We start from the raw sequence: 12901 nt of genomic DNA, 5'->3' as shown, positions 1-12901 counted from the left end.
GAATCATGAGCAATGCCACCGCGATCAGCATCCGTGATGACCAGGTCACGTTCGACGACCTTCAGACGAAAGCCCTCGCGCACCTCGGTGTGCAGACAGCGAACAAGGCCGATGTCGCCGTGTTCTTCCACACCTGCAAGCTGACCGGGCTCGACCCGTTCGCCCGACAGATCTACATGATCGAGCGGCAAGGCAAGCAGACGATCCAGGTCGGCATCGACGGGTTTCGGCTCATCGCCCAGCGCACCACCGAACGCACCAACGGCACCCTCGGCTACGGGGATACCGAGTGGTGCGACGCCGACGGCAATTGGGCCGACGTGTGGATCTCGAAGGAACCACCATCGGCCGCCCGCGTGACCGTCACCCGCAACGGTCAACCGTTCCCCGCGATCGCGCTGTGGTCGGAGTACGCCGCGACGAAGCGCGACGGAAACCTGACCGCGATGTGGCGCGACCGCCCCGCCGGCCAACTCGCCAAGTGCGCAGAGGCACTCGCGCTGCGGAAGGCGTTCCCGCAGGACCTGTCAGGCATCTTCACCGGTGACGAGATGGCGCACGCCGACCGGCCGCAGCCTACGAGCAGGCCGACAGTGAATGCGGCGGACTTCACCACCGATCCGGTCGACGTCACCGACGGAGAAGTCATCGAGGACGAGGCGCAGGGCTTCGCGGACGGCGGTGAGCAGTGATGGATCTGAACACGCTGCGCAGCATCGTCGCCGACTGTGAGTACGACCGCGGCACGGTGCAGATCGACTCCGGTGCCGACGAGCAAGGCATGTGGGTCGAGATCGTCCACGAACGCAAGGACCAACTCACCGGCGAGTACGGGTGGGGACATGGCGGGAAACGCCGCATCCACCACACAGCGAACCGGTCCCAGGTCGTCCGCACCATCTTCGGTGCACTGACCGCTCTCGAGGAGCACGAAGCCCGGGAAGCGTTCCGGTACAAGGGCGCCCAGGTCTACGGCCCGCACATCGACGTCGACGCGCTCGTCGGTGTCGCTCACCGAGTCGACTTCGCGATGACAGGCGGTGACCTCTGATGGGGCGCGAGATCCGCCGTGTGCCAGCTGATTTCGCCTGGCCGATCGGTAAGACATGGCAGGGCTTCCTCATGCCGGACAAGTTGCGCGCTGACACGTGCACCGATTGCGCTGGCCGAGGATCGACCACCGCAGCACAGTGGGTGCAGGCGTGCGCGTCGATGATCCTCATGCTCGACGACGACCTGCGCTCCCAAGAGCTCGGCCGGCCGATGCACCCATACTTCAACGACTTCTATAGCACCGCGTACGGCACGCGCCCGTCAGCGGATATCCGCGAGGTCGGCCGCGGCCTCGCCGGACGCGAATCTTCGTTCCTCGGGCACGACTCGATCGACGGTTACGTCGCCTACAAGAAGATCATCGAGGCAGCCGGACTCGACCCGGAGGTCTGGGGCATCTGCACCACCTGCAGCGGACACGGCTCGATCGACTCCTACCAGGGCCAGTCGGCCGAAGCTGACGCATGGGAACCGACGGAACCACCCACGGGCGACGCCTGGCAGCTGTGGGAGACGGTCAGCGAAGGCTCCCCGATCTCACCGGTATTCACCACGCCGGAGGACCTCGCGCGGTGGATGGTGTCCGGTCAGTCGGAGTGGATGATGCCGACCGACTACGACGCCGCGCTGCGGTTCGTTAACGACGGGTGGGCACCCTCGCTCGCCTACACAGCAGAGACCGGGCTCGTTGACGGTGTGACGTTCGTGGGCGGTGACCGCTGATGCGCATCTACCTCGCGGCCCCGTTCTGCACCAAGAGCCGGATCCGCGACATCGCCGAGGAAGCGCGTCGCGCCGGATTCGATGTCGTCAGCTCATGGCACGACGAGAAGGTCGAGCCAGGATCCCAGACCTGCGGACCCGCAACCGCCTTGACACAGACCGAAGCCGGCACGGCAGCTCGCGGCGACCTGAACCAGATCAAGGCCTGCGACGTCTTCGTCATGTTCGCGTGGGGTGGCCTCGACCGGTTCGACTTCATCGCCGCCGATGACGTGTCGAAGCACAGCACCGGCCGACACTTCGAAGCCGGATACGCCCACGCGACAGGCAAGCCCATCGTTCACGTCGGCGTCTCTGAGAGCATCTTCACCCGCTCCCTGGTCGACCGGCAGGCATTGAGCTGGCACGCCGCGCTCATCGAGCTCGTCGCGATGCGCGAGGCCGAGCCGAAGGCTGGTGAGGCGTCATGAAGGCACGTGACCTGACACCCGCCCACACGGGCAAGAAACTCCGTTGGGCCGACAAGCACGGCAAGCACTCGATGGTCATCGGGCACGTCTACGTCGAGCACGGCGACCGGCGCACCCTCGTCCTCGTCCGCCCCGTCGGCGGCGACCTCGACTCCGGGTACTCCCTCGACGGAAACCGCAGAGTCCAGGTGAGCGAGCCGTCATGAAAACACGAAACACGCTGCCGTTGAAGGCATCAATGTTCAGTGAACGAGATCGACAGAAGTTCCTCTCCAAGACGAGGGCCGTCCCGTCTGGATGCGTCGAGTGGGCCGGCGGAGTCGATGCGAGGGGCTACGGCCACTTCTATCTGGACGGTCGGACGCTCTTCGCACACCGAGTCGCTCTGATACTTGCAGGCAGAGGACCAATCGATGGGTACGTGATTGACCACCTGTGCCGCAATCGCAGATGTGTCCGCCCGGACCACCTCGAGGCCGTGAGTGACCGTGTGAACATCCTGCGCGGGTCGGGACCTTCGGCCGCCCACTCCGTGAAAACGCATTGCTCCCAGGGCCATCCGTTCGACGAGCAGAACACATACATGCGCGTCCGCAATGGACGGCTCGTCCGAGGGTGCCGTGCCTGCAACCATGCCGCGGTTGCGCGTTACCGAGCACGTAGGGACGCGTCATGACCGCCTTCGACGACGCGGTCGAGCGCGTCCAGATCGCCATTCGCGCAGCCAAGGCAGACGGGTCGCTCAAGGCCGTCGACTGGTCCGTGAACACCCGCGGCGACGACGTGATGCACATCGACGTGAGGGACTGCCAGTCATACGCAGCGATCTGCGACCAACTCGGCGCCAAGAACGACGGAGGCCAGTGGTCGAACGCAGCCAACCACCGCATCTACGACGCCCTCACCAAGGACAACAAGCTCGTCATCGAGCACCGCTGCTGGCCACACCTCGACTGCTGGGAGAAGTCATGACCATCTACTACGAAGACGAGTCCGTGACGCTCTACCACGGTGACTGGCGCGAGCTGATCTCAGATGAACTCGCTGCGGACCTAATCCTCACAGATCCCCCATACGGCGAGACGTCCCTCGCCTGGGATCGGTGGCCGACGAACTGGCCGGCACGTGCTGCCTGCCACGCGTCGTCGATGTGGTGCTTCGGGTCGATGCGTATGTTCCTCGACCGCCGCGGCGAGTTCGACCCATGGAAGCTCTCCCAAGACATCGTGTGGGAGAAACACAACGGGTCCGGGTTCCACGCTGACCGATTCCGCCGCGTCCACGAGCACGCCACCCACTGGTACCAGGGCGAATGGTCCGACGTGTACCACGTCGTACCCACAACCCCGGACGCGACCGCGCGCGCAGTTCGGCGGAAGGCTCGCCCCGCACACACCGGGAACATCGAAGCCTCGTCATACACCAGCGTCGACGGTGGGCCGCGCCTGATGACTTCCGTGCAGTTCCACCGCTCCATGCACGGCAACGCCATCAACGAGACAGAGAAGCCAGTCCCACTACTCGAACCCTTGATCGCGTACGGGTGCCCTCCCGGCGGACTCGTCCTCGACCTCTTCGCCGGCAGCGGGTCAACCCTCGTCGCGGCCCGGGCCATCGGACGCAAAGCAATCGGGTTCGAGAAGCGCGAAGCCCAATGCGAAGGAGCCGCTAAACGCCTCGCTCAAGGCGTCCTGCCAATCGGTGATGCGTCGTGACGTTCTGCAAGGAGAAGGTCCGGTACCGCGACCGCATCGCCGCGCTGATGTCGCTCGCGACCCTGCGCCGCCAGGACAAGGCCGGCCACGCCGAGACCCGCGCGTACCGGTGCCCGCACTGCCACGGCTGGCACCTCACCAGCCAAGACCTACGACCACGGAAGGACACCACAGATGCCACGTGATCACGCCCGCATGCGCCTCGACATGTGGTCTGACGAGGACTACACCAGCCTCACCTCATCTGAGCAGTGGCTCTACGAACGGCTCCTGATGCACGCCGGGCTGTCGTACTGCGGTGTGACCGAGTGGCGACCCGGCAGGCTCGCTGCTTCAGCCGTGGACCTCAGCGCGGTCGATGTCGAGATGTTCGCCGTCGGCGCCGAGCTGAAGACGTTCCTGGTCATCGACCGGGACACCGAGGAAGTCCTCATCCGGTCGTTCGTGAAGCACGACAAGCTGATGGACAAGTGGAACATGGCGGCTGCGGTCGCGAACTCGTTCCACAGGGTGGCTTCGAAGGCGCTGCGTGGGGTCATCGTTCACGAGCTGCAGCGGTTCCGTGAGAAGGAGCCGGACCTGCGTGGGTGGGCTCGCCCGGACGTTCAGAAGGTCCTCGGACGGGACTCGATTGCCCCAACTGATGCACGTCGAATGCTGCAACCGAACCCCGAGGCTGACCCCAAGGTTTGGGACGCGGAAAGCCCCAGCGAAAGGGTCAAGGAAAGCCCCAAGCAAAGGGGCATTTCGAGGGGCAAGGAAAGCCCCAGCGAAAGGGGATGCCCTACTCCTACTCCAGCTCCTAACTCCTTATCTCCAGGGGTGGTTTCCTCATCATCTCCCCTCACCAAGGGTGCGCCGGCCGGCGCGGATGACGACGAAACGTCGGCTGATCACACCGAGGGTCGGGCGACAGCATGATGAACCGCAATCCCTCATCGAAGCCCCGCGTCCGCCTTTACCACCTCGGGAAGGCCACGTACCGCCTCGTCAGCCGTGACCGCGGATGGGGTGGCCGGTACGGCAACGATCGGCGCCCAGCGAAGTGGGTGTGCCTCGACTGCCACGCCATGGTCGACGGCACCGACGAACGACCCGAACCCTGGGACAGCGTCTGCGCGCGCAACGGGCACGCCCCGTGCCGGGTCTGCGGCCAGCGGATCCCCCGCCTGAACTGCGGCTGCCCTCGCGAGCACCGGTGGAACCAGTGCCCCGGCAAGACCGAGGACGACAAGGTCCAGGCGCAGCACGCGCACAAGGGCCATCTCGCCCGGCCGGAGCGTGCGTCATGAGCTTCCCAGCCCGGTACCCCGGACGGTGCGCTGAGTGCCTGGAGCGCATCTACGAGGGCGACCACATCGAGATGACCGACCGCGGTGCCGTCCACGCCGACTGCGGCGACGCAGCACCAGCACCAGAGCGCATCCCGGCCGCGTGCCCGGTGTGTTTCCTGGTGCACCCCGAGGGGAGGTGCGACCGATGACCGACGACCTGTTCGGCGGCGCCCTCCCCGACCCAGAGCCTCAGCCGGATCCGTACGAGGGCATGGGCCACGACGCGCGCCGCACAGCGCGGCGCCGCGAGCGCATCGCGCAAGGCGTGCACCCGGTCGCTCCGCACATGCTCGCGGGCAACAGCAAGACCTGCGGCGACTGCGCGCACCTGATCCTCAAAGACGGGCCCATGCTCGGCGCCGGTCGCGGCAAGTGGTGGAAGTGCACGAAGCTCCTGCACCACGGCCACGGACCGGACATGCGCAAGTCCTGGCCCGCCTGCACCTTGTTCGAGGAACGGCCATGAACGCGCCCGACTGGTGGGTCAAGGCACTCACCGAGACCGTCTACGGCATCCGGAAGAACACCCGCGGCGTCACCGACGCCGACCGATGGGACCTCCCCGGGATCCGCGCCGCCGTCACCAAGCTCCTCGACCAGTGCTCCCCCGCCGACGTCGCCCGCGTCATGGTCTCCGGCGCCGACAACCCCCGCATGAAAACCCCAGGCGGCATCACCGCACCCGGCCCCCAATGGACCGACACCACCCGGGCCACCACCAAAGCGCCCACGTTCTGCCCTGACCACCCGCAGACACCACTCACCCGGTGCCCCTGCCAACGGTTCGCCGGCACACCCAAACCAGACAACTTCGCCGACCTCGTCGAGGCCGCCAAAACCACCCCCGAGGAGGAGTGATGCGAACCCACCTGACCCGCTGGCCCATCACCGACCAGAACATGACCTTCCGCGAGCTCGTCACCGAAGCCGCCGAAGACCTGCCCGGCATCGTCGAGGAGTCCGGCGCCGTCATCGCCGGCGAACCCGACTGGTTCATCGAACCCGGCGACGAACCACACCTTGTCGCGACAACACCCGTCACCGTCATCGACGACAAGATCTTCGAAGCACTCGAGATCCCCGACCCGCCACGCAAGCGCGGCCCGAAACCAGGCGTGCCGATCAGCGACAAGGCCCGGGCAGCGAACCGGCGCAACGGCCGCAACCTCCGTGAAGCGGTCCTCCAACGCTCCCGGGCGAACCGGGAAGCGATCGAGCAGCTCCTCGACGAGCACCCTCACCTCTCCCAGTGGGAGATCGGGCAGGCACTCGGCCTCCACGTCCGCACCGTCCAACGCCACATGGCCGCCATGCGAACGGAGCACGCAGCATGAGCACCCTCCTCGCGATCGACCCAGCCTCTTTCTGGGCGCGCGTTGACAAGAGCTTCGCCTCCAGCTGCTGGCTCTGGACGGGTGCACTCAACGACTCGGGATACGGGGTCGTGAGGGTCGGCATGAAGCTCATGAAGACTCACCGAGTCGCGTACCTGCTCGAGGTAGGAGAGATCCCCGACGGCCATCAGATCGACCACGTGCGCGCTCTCGGTTGCACCCATCGCGAGTGCTGTAACCCGCTGCACCTTCAGGCTGTCCGGCCACGAATAAACAGCCAGCGCAGCAGTGCGGGAGCGGTGAATCGATCGCGGATGCTCGGGCGAACTCATTGCAAACGCGGTCACGAGTTCAGCCCGGATAACACGCATGTGAGCCCTACAGGCGTGCGCATCTGCCGAGCATGCAAGCGGCTCACCGCGAAACGCATCTACGACGCACGGAAGGCTCAGTCATGACGACCCTGTTGGCGATAGATCCTGGCAACACCGAATCCGGTTGGGTCGACATCGACCTCGTCACACGTCGTCCGCTCCGCCACGGGAAGACGCCGAACGACGAACTGTTGCAGATGCTCACCGACGAGCGCAGCCTGTCCGAGGACTACCGCGTCGCCATCGAGATGGTCGCGTCCTACGGGATGCCCGTCGGCGCAGACGTATTCGAGACCTGCGTCTGGATCGGCCGGTTCCTCGAAGCGACCTGGGCACGGCTCGGCGTCCCGCACCCCGAGCTCATCAAGCGCCACCCGGTGAAGCTCCACCACTGTCACAACGCCGGCGCGAAGGACTCCAACATCCGCCAGGCGCTCGTCGACCGGTTCGCGAAAGGCCAACCGAACTACGGCAAGGGCACGAAGGCTAACCCCGGCTGGTTCTACGGCTTCCACGCCGACGTCTGGCAGGCGTATGCCCTCGCTGTGTACGCCGCCGACCAGGCCGAGGGGGTGGCGTCGTGAAGCTCTGGATCTGGCTTCTCCTTGCTGCCACGCTCTGGGCGTTCATCGCCTGGGTCATCACCGGTTCCCTGACATGGCTGATCATCTTCTTCGGGTCCGTGCTCATGGCCCGCGTCGAGATGCTCGCCTACGACCGACGCCAGGTCGTCGTCGTCCTCCGAGACAGGACAGACCGATGATCGCGCCCGCCCGGGTCCGCGTCGAGCGGCGCAAGGGCATCCTCCGCGCGTTCGCAGCCTTCACCGGACAGCACTGGGCGTGGCACTGCCGCACCAGCACCGACTGCCCGCTCTTCAGCATGGACGGCGACCACGGCACCGCCCCCACCCACCAGGACGCCCTCACTGACGCCTGCGAGCACCTCCGCAAGTTCCACCCCCAGAACACGTGGGCCGTCGGCGGCCGGGTCTACGCCCGCGGCGGCATCGTCACCGGACCCGCCAACGAGACATTCGCGATCGCGCGTGAGGCAGTCGAGGAGCACGGTCCCGAGCTCCTCATCAACCCACCTTTCCGGGGCGGCGCGCACATCCCCTCCCCGGGCGAGCTCGCCGACCTGTTCCGCGCACCAGGTCCCGAGGCATGGCGCGACAAGCAGGGCGACATCTGGCACGAGGACGCCGATGGACTCATGCACACACGCGAGACCGCGCCGTTCCCGCGAGAACACGTCGAACGCAAATGGGGACCGCTCGTGCCCGTCGACAACCCCCTGCACACCGCGCACAACCAGTCACGAGAAGGAGCCTGACCATGGCAACCGACGACCCGTACGCGGAACTCTTCGCGCACGTGATCTCCGCGAAGGCGCTCTACTGCGAGGACGGTTGCGGACTCGTCGAGACCAGCGGCTACGGCGACGACCTCGATGCAGCCGAGGAGCTAGCCAAGAAGGGCTGGGTGGTTCGTGAGCACTCGTTGGGTGGACTCACCGCGCTCTGCCGCGACTGCGCCGCACGACGCGACGAGGGAGCCCGCCGATGAGCGCCGAGAACCCCGCCGACGAGCTCGTCGCTCTCTCCAACCAGGAACTGCGCGCCAATCTTGCCGAGGTTATACGCAGTGGCACAGCCCGATGGAGCCCGACGGTGTTCGTAGTCGATGAGGCGATCGACATTGCCGACGCCCTGATGCCGGTAGTGAAGCGGGCGCTAGCCGCGACGTGGGATGCAGCGCTCGAAGATGCGTGGCAGTCCGAATACGACCGCGACCGATTCGCACCCAACCCGTGGCAAGGAGCGCGCAATGACAAGTGACGAGAACCTATCCGCCTACTTCACGAAGGACATCTGCCAATGAGCACCGAAACAGTAACGGCCACAGAACTATTGGACTACAACGCCGCAGACATAGAGGAATGCAACGCGTGTTATGCGCTCGATGACCAATGCCCCTATCACCGCGGTGCAGCAGACGGCATCGAGTGGCTGGCATCGAAAGTTGCTCGCCTCGCAGATGACCCCGAGCTGGGGCAACGCATTCCCGATCCGCAGGTTCGGGGTGAAGACCGATGAGTGATGAGCGCGGAATCCGGGAGCTGGTTGAAGAGGCCGTACGCGTCGGTCAGTACCCGCGACATGCCAGCAGCGCGGTGAGAGATCAATGCCTGAACTGTGGTGCCCCCGTTGGGCCGGTCGGCTTCGGAGGCAAATGGATGCACGTCGAGGGCGACCACACATGGCGCTATTGCGAAAGTAGCCCAACCCGCCAACCAGCAGAGTGGCGGCACGCGATGACCAGTGACGAGAACCCCGCCGACACCGTGACCGAGCAAGCGGCCAGGGTCATCAACCGGTGGCTCCTTCTGGGCCGCAGCGGCCATGCCATCGCCCAAGACCTGGACGGGCATCACTTGTTGGCCGACCCCGCAGACCGGGACGATCCGGTTCGAGCTGACATCGTGCTCAGTCCTGCCGAGCAGATCGAAGCTGTTCTCCGCCGTGCTGGGCGCGCCGAGGCCGAGGTTGCCCGACTCAACGACGCACTCACCGCACGATCCGCAGCGCTGAACGCCCGCATCGACTCCGCCGAGAAGATATCCAAGGACGTCATGCGGGAGCGGGACGAGCTGCGGGCCACGGTCGACCGGGTGCGCGACGTAGCAGCGGACTGTGAACGAATCACTGGCGCACGCACCATCGGACGCGCACTACAGAACGCGCTCGACGGCGGTGGGCAGCAGTGACCGACGACGACCTGCGCGACAAGCTGGCGAGGTTCCTTGCATTCTTCGACCACCCATCGACTCAGTGGCACGATTTGGACGTCCTCGACCTGGCGTCATACCTGATGCGCGCCGACGCCCTGATGTCGGTGGTCCGGGAAGCGCTCGCCCAAGCCTGGGACGAGGGCGCCGAGGCCGCATACGAATGGCAGATCGGCGTCACCGGCAAGCCCGACAACCCGTGGCGGGAGGCCGACTGATGAGCACCGAAACCTACGCCGCCGTCGAACAGGCCATCGCCGACCACATGGCTGACGAAGCAGAACGCGAGGCACCGATCGTCACCAAGTGGCTCGTCATCGCCGAAATAGTCTCCAACACAAAGGAATTCCAAGAGCTGACCACTATCAACGGCGACAACCTCTCCGTCTGGGACGTCGCCGGCATGTGCTCAGTCATCGGCCATCGGTGTAACCACTGGTTCGCAGGAGCCAGTGACGTCCCGGACGAGGACGACTGATGCCTCGGCAGACTCACGCGTGCAGGTACTCCTCGAGTGCCCGCCGGACGATCACGTTCTCACCGACACCTTCCGCCTTCGCCCGCGCCTGCAAGGCCTCCTTCATCGGCTTCGGCACTCGCGCATTCACCGTCGGCGACTTCACACCCGGCGCAGTCAACGACGGCCGGCCCGTCACGGCTCGTTGCCGAGCAGCCTGCTCAGCGACTCGCTTGGTAGCACGGGCAGCGTCCGCCTCGGTCAGGCGAGACCCATCCGGGTTGGTGAACCCGTGGTCGTCGCGGTCGAGGTCGACGTCTCCGGCGTCTTCGAACTTCCGGTCTTTCATGTCACTCACCCTTCTTGTTCAGTGCGGTCGGGAAGACGTGCGTGATGAGGGCGATTTTCTCACCCGTTGCGCTGCGCTCGTCGACCTTGACGATGCCGATGATGTGCAGTTCCAGCCCGCGGTCGTCATTGCCGATCCAGTCGAAACCGGTGACGTTTCCGTTGTCGTCGGTGACCTCGACAGGCTCGGTGTTGCGGATGACGTGCAGCGCTCGACCTTTCGCGATCTTGTGCTTTCGGGCCGCCTGGGTGAACTTCATCCGCATGACTTAATGGTGACACAAGTAGGCGACTTGTGTCAACACTAAATAGGTCCCAATTCGACGACCACGACGAACGCACCGGCCACGCCCGCCTCCTCAACAACATCCGAGCCGCCCAACTGCGCGACCAACCCGAACCCGACCACGAACCCCACCAAAGCACCGACACCATCAAGGCATTCGGCTCGCTCATGCCCGTCGTCAGCCTCGACAACTGGTGCTGCGACTGGCACCGCTACCACGCACAAGGAGAAGACGCCCAGTGAGCAACCACCCGACCCCCGACACGGTGAACAAGGCCGTCACTGCGGCCCTCACGGCCAGACTCCGAGATGGCGATGCCTGCCGCATGTGCGGACGAACCGTCTACTGGAACACCACCTCTGGCATGCAAGGCCAAGCAGGCACCTACCACCACACTCCGACAGCCGGGCTCGTCGTCGTGTGCCTCCGATGCCACATAAACCGCCCGTTCGAAATCCCTTGCCCCGAATGGGCGCCCAGGTTCACCACCGAGACCGCGGCGTTACTCGGCGTCGACCTATGGGAGGCAGCCAAGTGAGTGCCACCAACACCGTCCGGATCAGCTTCCGCAAGGGCGCGAGCGCCGACGACTGGACGTCGATCAGCGTCTCCCACGTCCACCACGTCAGCTACGACAAGCCCTGGATCGTCATCGTCCACGACTCCGAAGACACACCCGGCCAAGACGCCGTCACCCGATTCCACGAAGACACCATCACCCACTACACCGAGAGCACCCAGGAGACGCCATGAAGACCCTCGGAAACACCCTCATCGCCCTCACCGGCATCGCGCTCCTCGCCGCCATCTGGGCACCCGGCACATGGTGGCAATGGCTCGCCACAGCAGCCATCACCCTCCTCGCCGCAGGATTCATCCTCGGCAACCAGGACGACGCGTGAAGCGCCAACAGCGCCCCGTCTACGACCCGGCCGAAGCCATGGACGGACTCGACCAAGTCGTCGAGCTCCTTGTCGGCTTCCGAGAACGCCTACTGGCCAACGGATTCAGCCCAACCGCCGCCGAACAAATGGCCATCCAGTTCCACGCCGGCATGCTCTTCGCCAACCACCAGGAGAACCAGTGAGCACGAGCACCAACCCCGAGTGCGTCGTCCCCGACTGCGCCATACCCGGACAGCACTACACCGACTGCCCATGCGGCCCCGACTGCACCCTCGGCACCGACCCCAACCACGCCGAAGACCACTGCACCGGCTGCCTCCCCGGCCTCGCAGACGACGGCATACTCGTATGCCGCCACCACCACCGACGAGCCGTGCGCCTCCTCCGCGAACTCCCCACCCTCGACGACGCCCTCGTCCGCGCCACAGTCCGCCGAAACTCAGCCGTAGGCGAATACGTCACCGTCCGCGGACTCCCAACCGGCATCGAACTCAACGAAACCGTCCTCGCCACCAAAGACAGCCTCCGCGAAGACCTCGCACTCTTCGTCTCGTTCGTCATCGTCGAGCGCGGCCTCCACGGATTCGACGGAACACCCGACGTCCGCACCATGACCCGATTCCTCGACCGCCACGCCACCTGGCTCTCCGCCAACCCGATCACCGCCCGATCCTGGCCCGTCAAGATCCCCACCGCATGGGCCGACGCACGCCGCCACGCCTACCCCACCCGACCCGACGGAACCGTCCTCGGCGAATGCGAATGCGGCACCACCGTCCGCTTCACACCCTCGGACTACTCCGGCACCAACACCGCCACCTGCCGCGGCTGCGGCACCACACGCTCAGTCGCCGAATGGGAGCAAGAACTCTCCACCGACCCCACCGACGGCGACCTCTACACCGTCGCCCAGCTCGTCCGCTGCATCGCCGTCCGCCACGGCAAAGCCGTCCCCCAATCCACCATCCGGCAATGGGTCAGCGACGGCCGCCTTGAGCAGAAGGGCAAAGACCGGCGAGGGCGCGGGCTCTACAACCCCAACGACGCGCTCAAACTCGCCACCCGCCTGCGTGACAGGAGTGCCTGACGTGATCTAACATCGGACACCAAC

At 65.6% G+C, this 12901-nt stretch carries 31 protein-coding genes; 29 read left to right on the top strand and 2 right to left on the bottom strand.

Annotated features, from left to right (window positions below; translation table 11 throughout):
* Positions 1–5 precede the first annotated feature (5 nt).
* From bet to ACZ50J_RS09535, 24 genes are all read left to right on the top strand, one after another.
* The gene (gene bet, locus ACZ50J_RS09650) at positions 6–692 is read left to right on the top strand and encodes a phage recombination protein Bet (protein ID WP_464301060.1); all 687 of its coding nucleotides are present in this window, start codon (positions 6–8) and stop codon (positions 690–692) included.
* Positions 692–1051, top strand: coding sequence for a hypothetical protein (locus ACZ50J_RS09645; RefSeq protein ID WP_464301059.1), 360 nt, complete (start codon positions 692–694; stop codon positions 1049–1051). The genes bet and ACZ50J_RS09645 overlap by 1 nt, the downstream gene beginning before the upstream one ends.
* Positions 1051–1776 carry a hypothetical protein gene (locus ACZ50J_RS09640; RefSeq protein WP_464301058.1) on the top strand — a complete coding sequence of 242 codons (726 nt, stop codon included), beginning with the start codon at positions 1051–1053 and terminating at the stop codon, positions 1774–1776. The genes ACZ50J_RS09645 and ACZ50J_RS09640 overlap by 1 nt, the downstream gene beginning before the upstream one ends.
* A complete protein-coding gene (locus ACZ50J_RS09635; RefSeq protein ID WP_464301057.1) occupies positions 1776–2246 on the top strand; it encodes a nucleoside 2-deoxyribosyltransferase in 471 nt (156 codons plus the stop codon). The genes ACZ50J_RS09640 and ACZ50J_RS09635 overlap by 1 nt, the downstream gene beginning before the upstream one ends.
* Complete coding sequence (locus ACZ50J_RS09630) at positions 2243–2452, top strand: hypothetical protein (protein ID WP_464301056.1); 210 nt, start codon at positions 2243–2245, stop codon at positions 2450–2452. Before ACZ50J_RS09635 ends, ACZ50J_RS09630 begins: the two co-directional genes overlap by 4 nt.
* The gene (locus ACZ50J_RS09625) at positions 2449–2922 is read left to right on the top strand and encodes an HNH endonuclease signature motif containing protein (protein WP_464301055.1); all 474 of its coding nucleotides are present in this window, start codon (positions 2449–2451) and stop codon (positions 2920–2922) included. Before ACZ50J_RS09630 ends, ACZ50J_RS09625 begins: the two co-directional genes overlap by 4 nt.
* Positions 2919–3218: a hypothetical protein gene (locus ACZ50J_RS09620; RefSeq protein WP_464301054.1), complete on the top strand. Its 300-nt coding sequence runs from the start codon at positions 2919–2921 to the stop codon at positions 3216–3218. The genes ACZ50J_RS09625 and ACZ50J_RS09620 overlap by 4 nt, the downstream gene beginning before the upstream one ends.
* Complete coding sequence (locus ACZ50J_RS09615) at positions 3215–3961, top strand: DNA-methyltransferase (RefSeq protein WP_464301053.1); 747 nt, start codon at positions 3215–3217, stop codon at positions 3959–3961. Before ACZ50J_RS09620 ends, ACZ50J_RS09615 begins: the two co-directional genes overlap by 4 nt.
* Positions 3958–4146, top strand: coding sequence for a hypothetical protein (locus ACZ50J_RS09610; protein WP_464301052.1), 189 nt, complete (start codon positions 3958–3960; stop codon positions 4144–4146). Before ACZ50J_RS09615 ends, ACZ50J_RS09610 begins: the two co-directional genes overlap by 4 nt.
* Positions 4136–4882: a hypothetical protein gene (locus tag ACZ50J_RS09605; RefSeq protein WP_464301051.1), complete on the top strand. Its 747-nt coding sequence runs from the start codon at positions 4136–4138 to the stop codon at positions 4880–4882. The genes ACZ50J_RS09610 and ACZ50J_RS09605 overlap by 11 nt, the downstream gene beginning before the upstream one ends.
* Positions 4879–5253: a hypothetical protein gene (locus ACZ50J_RS09600; protein WP_464301050.1), complete on the top strand. Its 375-nt coding sequence runs from the start codon at positions 4879–4881 to the stop codon at positions 5251–5253. The genes ACZ50J_RS09605 and ACZ50J_RS09600 overlap by 4 nt, the downstream gene beginning before the upstream one ends.
* A 187-nt stretch (positions 5254–5440) precedes the next feature.
* The gene (locus ACZ50J_RS09595) at positions 5441–5761 is read left to right on the top strand and encodes a hypothetical protein (RefSeq protein ID WP_464301049.1); all 321 of its coding nucleotides are present in this window, start codon (positions 5441–5443) and stop codon (positions 5759–5761) included.
* Positions 5758–6153: a hypothetical protein gene (locus tag ACZ50J_RS09590; protein ID WP_464301048.1), complete on the top strand. Its 396-nt coding sequence runs from the start codon at positions 5758–5760 to the stop codon at positions 6151–6153. Before ACZ50J_RS09595 ends, ACZ50J_RS09590 begins: the two co-directional genes overlap by 4 nt.
* Positions 6153–6629 carry a hypothetical protein gene (locus tag ACZ50J_RS09585; protein WP_464301047.1) on the top strand — a complete coding sequence of 159 codons (477 nt, stop codon included), beginning with the start codon at positions 6153–6155 and terminating at the stop codon, positions 6627–6629. The genes ACZ50J_RS09590 and ACZ50J_RS09585 overlap by 1 nt, the downstream gene beginning before the upstream one ends.
* A complete protein-coding gene (locus ACZ50J_RS09580; protein ID WP_464301046.1) occupies positions 6626–7087 on the top strand; it encodes an HNH endonuclease signature motif containing protein in 462 nt (153 codons plus the stop codon). The genes ACZ50J_RS09585 and ACZ50J_RS09580 overlap by 4 nt, the downstream gene beginning before the upstream one ends.
* The gene (locus ACZ50J_RS09575) at positions 7084–7587 is read left to right on the top strand and encodes a hypothetical protein (protein WP_464301045.1); all 504 of its coding nucleotides are present in this window, start codon (positions 7084–7086) and stop codon (positions 7585–7587) included. Before ACZ50J_RS09580 ends, ACZ50J_RS09575 begins: the two co-directional genes overlap by 4 nt.
* The gene (locus tag ACZ50J_RS09570) at positions 7584–7766 is read left to right on the top strand and encodes a hypothetical protein (RefSeq protein ID WP_464301044.1); all 183 of its coding nucleotides are present in this window, start codon (positions 7584–7586) and stop codon (positions 7764–7766) included. The genes ACZ50J_RS09575 and ACZ50J_RS09570 overlap by 4 nt, the downstream gene beginning before the upstream one ends.
* Positions 7763–8338 (top strand): hypothetical protein, encoded by a 576-nt coding sequence (locus tag ACZ50J_RS09565; protein ID WP_464301043.1) that lies wholly within the window; start codon positions 7763–7765, stop codon positions 8336–8338. The genes ACZ50J_RS09570 and ACZ50J_RS09565 overlap by 4 nt, the downstream gene beginning before the upstream one ends.
* A gap of 2 nt (positions 8339–8340) precedes the next feature.
* The gene (locus ACZ50J_RS09560; RefSeq protein WP_464301042.1) at positions 8341–8571 is read left to right on the top strand and encodes a hypothetical protein; all 231 of its coding nucleotides are present in this window, start codon (positions 8341–8343) and stop codon (positions 8569–8571) included.
* Complete coding sequence (locus tag ACZ50J_RS09555; protein WP_464301041.1) at positions 8568–8843, top strand: hypothetical protein; 276 nt, start codon at positions 8568–8570, stop codon at positions 8841–8843. The genes ACZ50J_RS09560 and ACZ50J_RS09555 overlap by 4 nt, the downstream gene beginning before the upstream one ends.
* 39 nt (positions 8844–8882) lie before the next feature.
* The gene (locus ACZ50J_RS09550) at positions 8883–9101 is read left to right on the top strand and encodes a hypothetical protein (RefSeq protein ID WP_464301040.1); all 219 of its coding nucleotides are present in this window, start codon (positions 8883–8885) and stop codon (positions 9099–9101) included.
* Positions 9098–9772 (top strand): hypothetical protein, encoded by a 675-nt coding sequence (locus ACZ50J_RS09545; RefSeq protein WP_464301039.1) that lies wholly within the window; start codon positions 9098–9100, stop codon positions 9770–9772. Before ACZ50J_RS09550 ends, ACZ50J_RS09545 begins: the two co-directional genes overlap by 4 nt.
* A complete protein-coding gene (locus ACZ50J_RS09540) occupies positions 9769–10011 on the top strand; it encodes a hypothetical protein (RefSeq protein WP_464301038.1) in 243 nt (80 codons plus the stop codon). Before ACZ50J_RS09545 ends, ACZ50J_RS09540 begins: the two co-directional genes overlap by 4 nt.
* Complete coding sequence (locus tag ACZ50J_RS09535; RefSeq protein ID WP_464301037.1) at positions 10011–10271, top strand: hypothetical protein; 261 nt, start codon at positions 10011–10013, stop codon at positions 10269–10271. The genes ACZ50J_RS09540 and ACZ50J_RS09535 overlap by 1 nt, the downstream gene beginning before the upstream one ends.
* Before the next feature lie 13 nt (positions 10272–10284).
* On the opposite strand, the gene ACZ50J_RS09530 is transcribed toward ACZ50J_RS09535, so the two are convergent.
* Complete coding sequence (locus ACZ50J_RS09530) at positions 10285–10599, bottom strand: ribbon-helix-helix protein, CopG family (RefSeq protein ID WP_464301036.1); 315 nt, start codon at positions 10597–10599, stop codon at positions 10285–10287.
* A gap of 1 nt (position 10600) precedes the next feature.
* Positions 10601–10864: a hypothetical protein gene (locus ACZ50J_RS09525; protein WP_464301035.1), complete on the bottom strand. Its 264-nt coding sequence runs from the start codon at positions 10862–10864 to the stop codon at positions 10601–10603.
* A 29-nt stretch (positions 10865–10893) separates the two neighbouring features.
* Between ACZ50J_RS09525 and ACZ50J_RS09520 the strand changes: the two genes are divergently transcribed.
* From ACZ50J_RS09520 to ACZ50J_RS09500, 5 genes are all read left to right on the top strand, one after another.
* A complete protein-coding gene (locus ACZ50J_RS09520) occupies positions 10894–11127 on the top strand; it encodes a hypothetical protein (RefSeq protein ID WP_464301034.1) in 234 nt (77 codons plus the stop codon).
* Between the two features lie 292 nt (positions 11128–11419).
* Positions 11420–11638, top strand: a complete 219-nt coding sequence (locus ACZ50J_RS09515) for a hypothetical protein (RefSeq protein ID WP_464301033.1) — start codon at positions 11420–11422, stop codon at positions 11636–11638.
* Positions 11635–11787: a hypothetical protein gene (locus ACZ50J_RS09510; protein ID WP_464301032.1), complete on the top strand. Its 153-nt coding sequence runs from the start codon at positions 11635–11637 to the stop codon at positions 11785–11787. Before ACZ50J_RS09515 ends, ACZ50J_RS09510 begins: the two co-directional genes overlap by 4 nt.
* Complete coding sequence (locus ACZ50J_RS09505; protein WP_464301031.1) at positions 11784–11972, top strand: hypothetical protein; 189 nt, start codon at positions 11784–11786, stop codon at positions 11970–11972. The genes ACZ50J_RS09510 and ACZ50J_RS09505 overlap by 4 nt, the downstream gene beginning before the upstream one ends.
* Positions 11969–12877: a hypothetical protein gene (locus ACZ50J_RS09500; protein WP_464301030.1), complete on the top strand. Its 909-nt coding sequence runs from the start codon at positions 11969–11971 to the stop codon at positions 12875–12877. Before ACZ50J_RS09505 ends, ACZ50J_RS09500 begins: the two co-directional genes overlap by 4 nt.
* Positions 12878–12901 lie beyond the last annotated feature (24 nt).

Source organism: Flexivirga sp. G2 (assembly GCF_055397625.1).
The sequence above is the reverse complement of the archived record's forward strand: the minus strand, read 5'-3'. Positions and strand labels throughout refer to the sequence as shown.